The sequence below is a fragment of the Gluconobacter cerevisiae genome, assembly GCF_015244675.1.
GTDB lineage: Bacteria > Pseudomonadota > Alphaproteobacteria > Acetobacterales > Acetobacteraceae > Gluconobacter > Gluconobacter cerevisiae.
Genome location: NZ_JABCQO010000013.1, coordinates 31,805 through 43,187, shown reverse-complemented (window position 1 = coordinate 43,187; position 11,383 = coordinate 31,805). Strand labels below are relative to the sequence as shown.

Below are 11,383 nucleotides of genomic sequence, written 5' to 3'. Positions count from 1 at the left end.
GAGGACCAGTTCGTCGTACGGTATCGCGTGGCTTTCGGCTTGCTCATCACTCCCAGCTACCAGTCTGGATTCATTCCGTGAATCCACTCCGAGCATTTACGCAACAAAGCCGTTCAGCGGGAGAAACGGATCAGGGAGGTGTAGCCACACGCCTGGTACGGCGAGCGCGGGATACAGGGGAAGGTACCACTGTTCCGCAGATGAGAACTCGCCCTTGGCGAAGGAGAGGGCAGCGTGGATGTAATGTGACTGGTCATAGTCTCCCCACCACCCGTTTCCCGGAAGCGCTGCCGTGGGATGATGTCCGTCTTGCCACCACCCTGTCAGGCAAATGAATGCTGCCAAGACGGGCAGAAGCATTTTCCAGCCGACAAGCATGAAGGAGGCTGGAAAATGGGCACGAGAAGCGGATACGGACATCAGTTTTTCTAATTCAGCCTCTGAGACGGGATGTTACGAGGCGGATGACAACGCGGAAGGGGCGTGTCATGCGCCATGACGTGGAGCGGCGCACGGCATCCAGCCACATGCGGGCATCGTCACGTTCCGCGACAAGCAGGCGCAGTTGGTCTGTAACATTGTTGGGTACAATTTCCGGATGAGTTCTCGGAATATCAAGGTCTCTGGAGGTTTCGAACAGCCTGCTGCGCAGGTGGATCAGTTCCTCACGGCCACCATGCGACATGGCAAGGCGCATGGCGTAATCTTCGCAGCGTTCCTGAAGACGTGCGACCGAAGTGTGAAGGCGTTCGACTTCATTTCTCAGAAAAGTGGCTTCATGCTCCGCACGGGATTGCGCTTCCCGTGCCATCTCGATGGCATTCGTCTTCAGAGATTCCAACGGTTGAGACGTCCTGTTTTTGGGCGTGTCTTTTTGTACGGGACGCGGGGTAGGTTTGTGCTGGGCATGATTTCTCGTGGACATAAGAACTTCTTTTCTTCTTGAGAGCAGACTCAGGTGTTCTTGGTCAGCTCGGCAAAACGCTGCATCTGCTGCTTGAGAACAATTTCGGCGTTGTAGGTCTTCTGGATAAATTGCTGTGCTGCGGTGGCCTTTTGCTGCGCTTCTTCTGGATTGTTCATGACATGCCGCATCAGCCATGCAGCATGTCCGATATCTGGATCAGCCCATCTCTGACCCTCTCCGAAGGGATATTCACCCTTTTTGACAGGAACAAGGCGATAGCCCACGGGGTAACCTGTGGCAGGAGAAAGAAGATCGGTCGTCGCTGCATAGTCCGTTGCAATGACAGGAAGCCCCAGCGCCATGGCCTCAGCGACAACCAGGCCCAGACCCTCACAACGGTGTAACGACACGACGCAGTCACAGCATGTCATGAGGGAGAGGGTGTGTGCGCGTGACAGCACACCGTTGATGAGAATGATATCGGGGTCGTCCCCAATGAGTTTCAGGAAAGCGTCTTCGCGGTCTTTGGCGAAATCTCCGTTCATGGCTTTGATGACGAGAGCGGAGCGATGGGCTTTTCCGTGCTGTTGCCGCATTTGCCGGAACGCTGCGACGATGCCCTCGGGATTTTTGCGTTCGATGAAAGATAAAAAATCAAATGAGAAGTAAAAGAGGAACGTGTCTTCCGGCAGGCCGAAGCGCGCACGCGGTTGAGCTGTCGGGAGATCAAGGGTGAGCGCAACCGGCATATAAACGACGGGTTTGTCCAGACGGCCGGCAAGCATGCGCTGTATCCAGCGGGTCTGGGCCCAGATCTCATCGACATCGTCGAAAGCTGACAGCCATTCCGCAGGAAATTCCTCAAGTTCCCATGCCGGCATGCTGATTTTATAACCAGGATCCGTGATGGGTTGGAGATGCTTGAGGATGGCAGGAAGCTGGTCTGCATTGATGTTGGCGTAAAGCTGAATACGACCGCGCACGCGACCGTTCAGCAGGTGCGTACAGCTTCTGTCAGAACGATCCGAAACCACTCCAAAGGCGACATCAACGCCCTCCACAGCCAAACCAGACTTGGCGAGATTTTGAAGCGTGTGGCGGGCAACTGTACCGACACCACTGGTCGTCTGGAGATAGCCCACAACGGAAATGTCGGCATGATCCGCAGATTTATGAAACGCGGTTATAGCCTTGGCAGGCCGAACCTGCCCAAAGCGGCAGGCTACAGGTTCGATAAGGCGGTGGTCCAGCCCCTGCTCGAACCGGGCATTTTTGATATACCAGTGTGTCAGGCTGGTGAGATGATCAGCCCGCTCTGGGTCAAGATTAAGACGCTGGTTATCGAAGAAATTCCAGAGATAATGCTGGAAATTTGTAAAGACAAGATTTTCCTTGTCCTGACTGCCTCTTGGAGCGGGTTGTTGGAGATATGCTTCATAGGTCTCAAAAGGATCGGACGGCCAGTCAGGAGTGTTTTCCCGGAACATGTGTCGGGCATGTTCCGGAATTCGCGTTCCGCTTGTGAAAGCGCCATAGGCATAAAGCGCCGCCGGAATTGTGCCGTATCCTGCTGAAAAGAGAAGCGTGGAATAACGATCCAGAAGATTACGCAGGGGAGGAGCAATGTTGGTCCGGAAGTGCCGGCAATGCTTGCTCAGACATTCAGGGTGTCGGGGATCAAATCCGCTGAAATGGAAAAATACCAGTGGGTCGTCATTGGCCGTCCATGCATTATCATTCTGTCTGAAGGTGACCTGCGCCAAATTCCAGTATGCGAGGTTCATTCCGGGATTGTGAATGATATGGGTATTGGGTGCAAAGCAGGGCGCCAGATCCATGAATTTCTGGTCTACAAAAATTCCCTGTTCCTGGGCGTTGATGCAGGTGCGATGCAGGCGTCGCATCCACCAGCGGATTACGTTGAGGGTTTCTGCCGAACGAGAGGCGCCGAGAAAGCCGAGATTATACACACCGGCTCGCATGATCGTAATGTCATTGGGATCTGCATCTCCTTCCGCCGGACAATGCAGATGTGGAGTTAGGAGAAGTGAAGCGCCCTCATCAAAGTGAGCAAGCAGAAGATCGAGGCGATTGAGAAGGAGAATATCGGGATCAAAATAGAAGACACGATCAAATCCCTGAGCGACCAGAAGGTGTTCCATCAGGAACGGTTTGATAGCCGTATTGAATTCCATAATGTCGTATTGGAAAGCAAAAGTCTTAAAATCGGGAATATCAAGTGTATCAGCTTCAATAATGGAGGCCGGACCATCGTAAAGGCCATCCCAGTCGACCATCTTGTCTGCAAGCCCGATGAAAAGCTGAAATTCGGGGTGTAATTTTGCCACCGAATCCATAAGAACGCGAGCTGCGGGCATGTAATTGTTGGAACAGATAGTGAAGAGAGCAACTCGACAGTGGGGCTGTTCGTTTTCTGCCGTTTTGGACAAGGAGGTCAGAGGGCTGGATGAGGTGACCATAATGACTGCTGCTGGCTCCAAGGATGTTTTCAACGACCGGAAATGATGCTGAAGTCAATAGAATACGCTAACCCGCGTTTCTCACAAGGGTTTTGCCTGTCTTGGTATGTGATGTAAGAACGAAACTCGCAAAATATTGACGATATGGGTATTTTGAGAATGGATAATAACTGATTTCATCTCGTCATGGCTGGTTCGTGTACGTTTAGCCCGTATTGGAATGATCGAATAGTATTCTATCGTTTGAAAGGTTTCTTGGGTTTGATTGGCAGGGCTGGGTTTTCATATTTTTTATAATAATTGATGAGAAATGGTCTTAAAGAGACTGGAATCCTATCTTGATTTTTCTCGACACATTATCTGATATGCGACTTGAGATAATCTTATAAAATACCCGTTATGAATTCACCGTGTTAGGTTGAGAAATATTAATAAGGCATAGAATAAATTTGATAATTATATTGGATTTTCTGATCATTTTAATCGTTCATTATTAGATATTCTTTTGTTTTTTGAAATAATTTTTCAATAAGAGTTTATGATTATAAAAATAATTCGATTATGAATTTGTCTGACAGTCAGACTAAAAATGATCTACATTTTCATAGATCATTTTATTTTTTTCAAATCAATATTATTATTTTCTTTTATTTTTCTTATTCTTTGAGCGTTTTTCCTTGGCAGCATTTTGAGACGGAGCAGATGTTCCACCTTTTGCGCGCTCGATAACGAATTTGGCGTAGTCGTCCATATCGCCATCGAAAGGCACGATCTGGTTGTCCGCCGCAAGCCAGAGCCGGTCTGCAACCAGTTCCATAAGAGAACGGTCATGGGTGATGAGAATAACCGCACCTTCATAGTTGTTCAGAGCGTCCAGAAGGGCCCTGCGGCTGTCGATATCCAGATGGTTGGTTGGCTCATCGAGGATCAGCAAGTGCGGGGCAGCCATAGCCACCATGTTCAGCAGCAGGCGGGCACGTTCGCCGCCAGACAGGGCTTCAACCTTGGTGCCCTGCTTTTCGAAATGAATGCCGAACTGTGCCAGACGGGAGCGGTGAGACTGATCGCTGTCCGTCGGACGGGCTTCACGCATGATGTCCAGTGGCGTCTGTTCCGGATCGAGCGCCTCGATCTGATGCTGATGGAACCAGCCGACCTCAATGCGGGGAGAGCGCGAGACTTCTCCGGAGCGGACTTCAAGGGCACCTGCGATCATCTTCGCAAAAGTGGATTTGCCGGCACCGTTAACGCCGAGCAAGCCAATGCGGTCATCCACATCCAGTCTGAGGTTCAGGTCGCGCAGGATGGCGGGATCGTCTGCGTAGCCGACTTCGACGTTCTCCAGCCTGATCAAGGGCGGTGCAAGTGGGCGGGCGGGAGACGGGAGGAGGAATGGTGAGACTGAGGCCTCGATCGTTGTTTCGATGGGAGCCAGTTTGGCAAGACGTTTCACGCGGCTCTGGGCCTGTGCCGCCTTGGCGGCCGAAGCTTTGAAGCGATCCACAAAAGACTGGAGATGGGCCCGCTCAGCTTCCTGCTTGGCGCGGGTAGCGCTTTGCAAACGGATTTTTTCGGCACGCTGACGCTCGAAATCGTCGTAGCCGCCGGTGTAGAGTTCCAGCTTGCCTTCCGTGACATGCAGCGTGAAGTCCACGGAATTGTTCAGCAGTTCGCGGTCATGGCTGATGATGAGCGCGGAATGCGGGTATCGAGCGAGGCGCGCTTCCAGCCATAAGGCGCCTTCGAGATCGAGATAGTTCGTCGGCTCATCAAGCAGCAGCAGGTCGGGTTCGGCGAAGAGTGCGGCGGCGAGAGCTACACGCATCCGCCAACCACCGGAGAATTCGGCCATTGGACGGTCGAGGTCTTCCGTTGAGAAGCCCAGACCGTTGAGGATTTCTGCTGCGCGGGAAGGGGCGCTGTCTGCATCGATTTCGATCAGACGCATCCAGATATCACCCATCCGCTCCGGATCGGCCGTTTCCAGCTCTGCCATGAGGGTTGCACGTTCCGTATCGGCTGCGAGGATCGTATCGATCAGGCTGATGGGCGTCGCGGGATGTTCCTGATCCACGGTTGCGACGCGGGCAGCTCGGGGGATGACGACTTCACCGGAATCCGGCTGAAGCTCACCCTTGATCAGTTTGAAAAGCGTGGATTTTCCGACGCCATTCCGGCCAACCAGCGACACCTTGGACGGGTTGGGAAGGTTCGCACTTGCACGATTGAAGAACTGTCGTCCCCAGGCGTTGAAGACAAGGTTTTCGATCTGAAGCATGGGGCAGGATGGTCCGGTGGCGGGTAAAACAAGAGAGCCACGTCTATAGCAGTTTTACCGCCCCGGACAGGGACGAGGCGGATCTTTTCCGCCTCGTTGGAGTGTTAGTGAGTGTGAGTGGCAAGCCAGTCGTGGATCTGGCTCTGGGCTGCCTGAACGGCTTCTTTGCGGGCTGAAACGGCATTGACCGCATGAGCCGTGGCGATTTTCGCACCGGTTGTCTTCGTGGAAGACGGGTCTTTCTGAAGTTCGGTGAGAATATCCGGATTGTTGGAATGGGCTGCGATGGCTGGAAGGAACCCGTCCTGTGACCAAGGGGCCAGATGCGTGCGGATTTCGGCTTCATGCTGGCGAACGAGCTTCCAGACGAGATCCGGGTTTTCGCTGGCAGAGGCGATTGATGACAGGGCCATGGAAATACGACCGTTCGGGATAGCGCCGCTATAGGCCAGTTCAACATTGCGACGGATCAGATCAGGGTCCGTGGCGTTGGCGAGAGCCTGAAACAGACGCAGCTTGACTTCCGTGGCCTGCGTGTCGCGAACTTTTGTTGCCATGATGTCATAGGTTGCAGCATCGGCATGCTTCATCGCCAGAGCCGAGACCGTACCGACCAGATCGGGGCGCAGGGAGGCCGGGTTTTTGAGCCATGTCGCGAAACGGCGCTTGGCTTCTGCCAGGACTGCGGGATCGTTGAAGTTTCCAAGAGCCGAAATCACGGACGGACGGAGCATTGTGTCCAGCACGCTTTCATGCGGCTTCTGGTCCCAGCCCAGACGCTTCAGCACGGGAGCAAGGCGGCTGCGAGCGTAGGCCTGAAATGTGGCACGATCCGGGCTGTTGATTTCATAGGTATCAAGCGTTTCCAGCTTGCCGATGATCTCTTCAAGCGTGGCGATGTCGCTCTCATGCGCTGCGGTCAGGCGGTCCACGAGATCGAAATAGGAAGACAGGTTGCCATGACCGGCCCGGAATTGGGCGAACTGATCGCCAAGAATGTTGGCGCGATCCACCGGTGCAAATTTCGAAATCGAGGCGGCGATCGGTGCGAAAGCCACGTCGTCGTAATGCACGCGGTAATAGCCGCTCTCGCCCAGATCGAGCTTGAGGGGGGCGTTGCAGCGAGGCAGGGTGAAGGTTACGGGTTCAGCACCGAGGACCAGCTTTTTGGTCTCAAGTCCCGGACCGCCTGCGACAACCGGAATGTTCCAGGTCAAGGCCTTCGCATTGGGATCGTGGATCGTGAAGCGGCTCTGCGTCAGAGTATATGTCGTCTGGCCGTTCTGGCAGATCGCCGCGACATTGACCTGCGGGATACCGGGCTGTTCTGTGAAGCTGCGCGCGACCTTGCCGACATCCTGACCTGAGGCCTGTGACAGGGCATTCCAGAGGTCCTGACTGGTGGCATTTCCGTAAGCATGGGCCTTCATATAGGCACGCATTCCGTCACGGAAATGGTCTTCGCCCAGCCAGCCTTCCATCATGCGGATGACAAGTTCGCCCTTGCCGTAACTGATGCCGTCAAAGGCGGAATTGGCTTCGCTGACATTGTGGATGGTCTGCTGGATCGGATGGGTGGTGGACAGGGCGTCTGTCGCCATCGTGCTTTCACGAGTTTCGTGCTGGCGCGGCCAGATGTCCCATTCCGGGTTCATCTTGTCCGTCGCCTTGATTTCCATCCACGACGCAAAGCCTTCGTTCAGCCAGATATTGTCCCACCAGCCCATGGTCACCAGATCGCCAGACCATTGATGCGCCATTTCGTGTGCGACGACTTCATAGATCAGTTCGCGGGTGCGGGGCGTACTGTTCTTCGGATCGAACAGCAGGACGTTGTCGATATAGGTCAGCGCGCCCCAGTTTTCCATCGCGCCCGCTTGATAATTGCCGGGGATGGCCAGCATGTCCATTTTCGGCAGTGGGTATTTGATACCAAAATAGTCGTTGTAATAAGGCAGGATTTTTTCCGCAGCGCCCAGAGCGTAAGTGCCCTGATTTTCAAGGCCGGTCGGTGCAAAGACGCGCAGAGGCGTGCCGTCTGCCTTGCCATCGACAGAAGCCATGTCGCCCGCCACCAGCGCCAGCAGATAGCTCGACATGCGCGGGGTTGCAGTGAAAGAGACGCGCTTTGTCTTTTCATCCTGCTGTGTCGTACCGATGATCGGCATGTTGCTCACGGCGGCATATTCGAACGGAAGCGTTACGTTCAACTGGTATGTCGCCTTGAAGGCCGGTTCGTCCCATCCGGGGAACATGCGGCGGGCATCGGCGACTTCGAATTGTGTGACAAGCATCCGCTGCGGCTTGCCCTTGGGGTCCGTGTAGTCGTCAACGTAAATGCCGTTGGGCGTCTTCAGGATCGGACCGGAATACTTGATGGCCAGCGTATGCACGCCAGCCGGAACGGGGGCCGGGAAGTGCAGTGTGACCGTCTCTGCGGCGTCGTCCTGACGGATGACGGCTTTCTCGGAGTTGTCGAGCAGAGCGCTTGCCAGCTTGAGGCCTGCCTGATTGAGCGTGATATCCGCAGTCGGGGTCTGGACTTCGATCCGGATGATTTCTTCACCCTGAAGGGTCAGATGATCCATGTCGGTCGTCAGATCGATGACATAATCCGTCGGCACAACGGTTTTGGGAAGCTGCCCCGGTGTCGTGGCAAAGGAGAAGGTTTCTTCGGCATGCGCTGCAACCGTGAAGGGTAGCCCTGCCAGAAGGGTGGTGAGAACCAGAAGGCGACGCATGATATGCAAATCCTTAAAATCAGCCGGATGGAAGAACGGATCGGGCCGTTCGTTTTTGTTACGGTTACGGTGGCATACCCCTGTCATGCTGGAAAGTGCCGTCCCCTTAAAACCTTGTCATCTGCCGGGCGAGCGGATCTCTTGACAGATCGGGCGTTGAGAGGCTTTTTTCCTATCTGAAGGCAATGGATTCTGCCTGACCTTTCACGGTCGAACCGCTTCATCCGGAAGCTGATGATTCCTGTCCAACGCCCTGCGCGGCACAAGACAGGAGACATGCGTCCGCCATGAACGACGTTGAGAACCAATTCCGTTTTTCCAGTATTCTCGATTATTGCCGGACGGGTGCTGTCCTCATCATGCTGTCGGTGTGTATCGGCAGTATCTGCGCCCTGTTTTTGTGGCTCTTGGATATCGTAACCGCTTGCAGGATCGCTCATCCGGTTCTGCTGTTCGGCCTTCCTCTGGCAGGGGTGGCGGTCGGGTTATGGTATTTCTGGTTCGGACAGGATGTGGAGGGCGGGGCGAACCTGATCGTGGATGAAATCCACGAGCCGGGGGCTGGAGTTCAACTCCGCATGGCGCCTTTCGTGCTGATCGCGACGGTTGTGAGCCATCTTTTCGGCGCGTCTGTCGGGCGGGAAGGGACCGCTATACAGGTTGGAGGCAGTCTGGCGAGTGCGACGGCGCGGCTGCTCAGACTTCGTTCTTCAGAACGCTGCGCCCTGCTGGTTTGTGGCATTGCTGCCGGATTTGGTTCCGTCTTCGGAACCCCCGTGGCAGGAGCGGTTTTCGCTCTTGAAGTTCTGACACTCGGTCGGCTTGACTACCGGTTTCTTCTGCCTGCGGTCATGACCTCTGTCATAGCCGATTGGTCCTGCCGGGCATGGGGTGTGCACCACGTTTTCTATCCTCTGATGTTTCAGGGAACACTGACCGCCGACGGCTCGCTGTTGCACGTTAATCCTGTGCTGGCTGCGAAGGTTGCAGGTGCGGCTGTTGTCTTCGGTTGCCTGAGCTGGATCTTTGCCGAGAGCGTGCATCGTCTGGCGGCGCTCATGAAAACAGTCTGTCCGAGATCATGGCTGCGCCCGGCCATTGGGGGGATTGCGACCATTCTTCTGGTGATGGTCGTTGGCAATAGAGATTATCTTGGGCTGGGCGTTCTTCCGGCAGAACCCGGTGGAGCGTCCATTGTCAGTTTTTTCGGGTCTGCATTCTATCCCTGGTCCTGGTTCTGGAAGCTGGTGTTTACGGTTGTCGTTCTGGCGAGTGGGTTCAAGGGCGGGGAAGTCACGCCACTATTTTTTCTTGGCGCCGCGTCGGGAAATGCTCTGGCCCATGTGCTGCATATGCCGATGGACCTGCTCGCTGCTGTGGGGTTCGTGTCGGTCTTTGCCGGCGCGGCAAACACGCCTCTGGCCTGTACCCTGATGGGTGTGGAGTTATTTGGGGCAGCGGATATCGCCTATTTCGCGATCGGATGTTTCGTGGCCTGTGCCTTTTCAGGAAAAACCGGGATTTACCTCTCACAGCGGGTCGGGGTCATGACGCTGCGAGAGGCGCGGAGCAAAAACTGAGCGCTGTCTATGCTTTTCGTGAATGCTGGGTGAGAGCCATGACAAGAGCTGCGATCCATCCGATGATCGTCCAGCCCAGCAGGACCGTTATGATCGCAATTTTTCGTTGATCGACAGTATCGCGTTTGTAAGCGATCAGAATTGGGAGAAGATAAAGAGCCAGTCCAAGGCCAGCGAGAACGGCGAATAGAGTGCCGGATCTGGTTGGTTTGTCCGAAACAGCCGTGTCGGAATTCGTTGCCGTAGGCCGAGCCGCCGCAGATGATGGGAGCGGTGGGTTCTGCGGGGCGGATGCCGTTGATGGCGGAGGCGCGCTAGCAGAACTCTGGGTTTCTCTGACCGAAGCAGCCTGTTCAGGCGTTATATAGCCGCTTTGGACAAGAAAAGCCGAGAGAGCTTCGGGAAACGGAAGCAGTTCTTTTTCTTTGACCGAGCAGCCGTGACCATTCTGTTTTTCTGCGGCGGGTTTGAGATCACATAAAGACAGCCCAAATCCGGACTCTTTCGTAGATTGCGCATGAGCCAGCATATCGTGCCAGCCTTCGGAGAATTTGCCCAGATTGGCCATGGTCGCGACCTCATAGGCCAGAAAACCATTCGGCTCGAAACGCCCGGATCGTATCCAGTTACGGCGCCTGTCTGCCAGATTTTTGGTAAGATAGTCCCGGTAGACCGGATCGCGTGTCACGTTTTGTAGAACACCATCGTGATAGCGCGAAATCACAACAGGTGCTTCCGATCCAGCATGGGATGCGAAGGCATAGAGAAAAGACTGATCGACGGTCAGGATTTCCTGCTGTCCATTCCCTGTGACATCTACAACCTCTGGCTCACCATCACCGTCCATCGATCCCAGTTCGAGATGCTGCCAGCGCCCGTTGGAACGCAGATCAAAAATGGAGGTGAGGGAGCAGCAATGCGCCCCACCCGTATAGGCGGAGACCATGACCTGCGGAAACGGTGAAGAAGCGTCAAGCTGCCGAAAAGACATTCTGAGCTGCGCCATGCCGTCGTCTTCCGTTCCGTAGGGCGTCAGCGGAAAAGAAGATGCGTGCGCCTGTGTGTCGCCGGGCGTACGAAGTGTCAGGAAGGCCATGCTGCAAGGAGATGTCGGGCTGGAATTCGCATTCGCCCAGACGACGGGCACATTGCAGTTTGTTGTGTGTCTGACATCCAGTGCCGCGACAATACCCCGCGCGGAGAGGGTGGTATGGGATTTATTTTCCAACTCGGCATGAGCGAGAGGCTGAAGTGTGCGGTCGGGCGCTGCTTTCGCATGGGATGAAATACCTGTTAGCGCGACACCCACCAAGGCGCTTGCGAACACTCTGACGACCATGGCCGTGGGTCGTTTTTGCTTCATATCGTACAATGTCTCGTCATCCCCGTAGTCAGAC

The 11,383-nt window shown here is 54.7% G+C and carries 7 protein-coding genes and 1 riboswitch; of the genes, 1 reads left to right on the top strand and 6 read right to left on the bottom strand.

What is annotated here, in order from left to right; translation table 11 throughout:
* Positions 1–96 precede the first annotated feature (96 nt).
* From HKD21_RS12765 to HKD21_RS12745, 5 genes are all read right to left on the bottom strand, one after another.
* Positions 97–420 (bottom strand): hypothetical protein, encoded by a 324-nt coding sequence (locus HKD21_RS12765; protein ID WP_194256010.1) that lies wholly within the window; start codon positions 418–420, stop codon positions 97–99.
* A gap of 13 nt (positions 421–433) precedes the next feature.
* A complete protein-coding gene (locus HKD21_RS12760; RefSeq protein ID WP_194256009.1) occupies positions 434–841 on the bottom strand; it encodes a hypothetical protein in 408 nt (135 codons plus the stop codon).
* Between the two features lie 113 nt (positions 842–954).
* Positions 955–3,285, bottom strand: a complete 2,331-nt coding sequence (locus tag HKD21_RS12755) for a glycosyltransferase (protein ID WP_194256008.1) — start codon at positions 3,283–3,285, stop codon at positions 955–957.
* Positions 3,286–4,024: 739 nt separating this feature from the next.
* Entirely contained in the window at positions 4,025–5,665 is a 1,641-nt protein-coding gene (locus HKD21_RS12750; RefSeq protein WP_194256007.1) for an ABC-F family ATP-binding cassette domain-containing protein, read from the bottom strand.
* 104 nt (positions 5,666–5,769) lie between these two features.
* Positions 5,770–8,406 (bottom strand): M1 family metallopeptidase, encoded by a 2,637-nt coding sequence (locus tag HKD21_RS12745; protein WP_228121473.1) that lies wholly within the window; start codon positions 8,404–8,406, stop codon positions 5,770–5,772.
* A gap of 172 nt (positions 8,407–8,578) precedes the next feature.
* Positions 8,579–8,657: riboswitch (Fluoride riboswitch) on the top strand.
* A gap of 36 nt (positions 8,658–8,693) precedes the next feature.
* Here HKD21_RS12745 and HKD21_RS12740 point away from each other — a divergent pair.
* The gene (locus HKD21_RS12740) at positions 8,694–9,986 is read left to right on the top strand and encodes a voltage-gated chloride channel family protein (RefSeq protein ID WP_194256006.1); all 1,293 of its coding nucleotides are present in this window, start codon (positions 8,694–8,696) and stop codon (positions 9,984–9,986) included.
* Between the two features lie 7 nt (positions 9,987–9,993).
* Here HKD21_RS12740 and HKD21_RS14405 read toward each other — a convergent pair whose 3' ends face one another.
* Positions 9,994–11,349 carry a superinfection immunity protein gene (locus HKD21_RS14405; RefSeq protein ID WP_215748059.1) on the bottom strand — a complete coding sequence of 452 codons (1,356 nt, stop codon included), beginning with the start codon at positions 11,347–11,349 and terminating at the stop codon, positions 9,994–9,996.
* Positions 11,350–11,383 lie beyond the last annotated feature (34 nt).

Bases quoted from the DNA above. Each gene is read 5' to 3' on its own strand.
- HKD21_RS12740 (WP_194256006.1), top strand. From the start codon at position 8,694: ATGAACGACGTTGAGAACCAATTCCGTTTTTCCAGTATTCTCGATTAT.
- HKD21_RS12765 (WP_194256010.1), bottom strand. From the start codon at position 420: ATGTCCGTATCCGCTTCTCGTGCCCATTTTCCAGCCTCCTTCATGCTT.
- HKD21_RS12750 (WP_194256007.1), bottom strand. From the start codon at position 5,665: ATGCTTCAGATCGAAAACCTTGTCTTCAACGCCTGGGGACGACAGTTC.
- HKD21_RS14405 (WP_215748059.1), bottom strand. From the start codon at position 11,349: ATGAAGCAAAAACGACCCACGGCCATGGTCGTCAGAGTGTTCGCAAGC.
- HKD21_RS12755 (WP_194256008.1), bottom strand. From the start codon at position 3,285: ATGCCCGCAGCTCGCGTTCTTATGGATTCGGTGGCAAAATTACACCCC.
- HKD21_RS12745 (WP_228121473.1), bottom strand. From the start codon at position 8,406: ATGCGTCGCCTTCTGGTTCTCACCACCCTTCTGGCAGGGCTACCCTTC.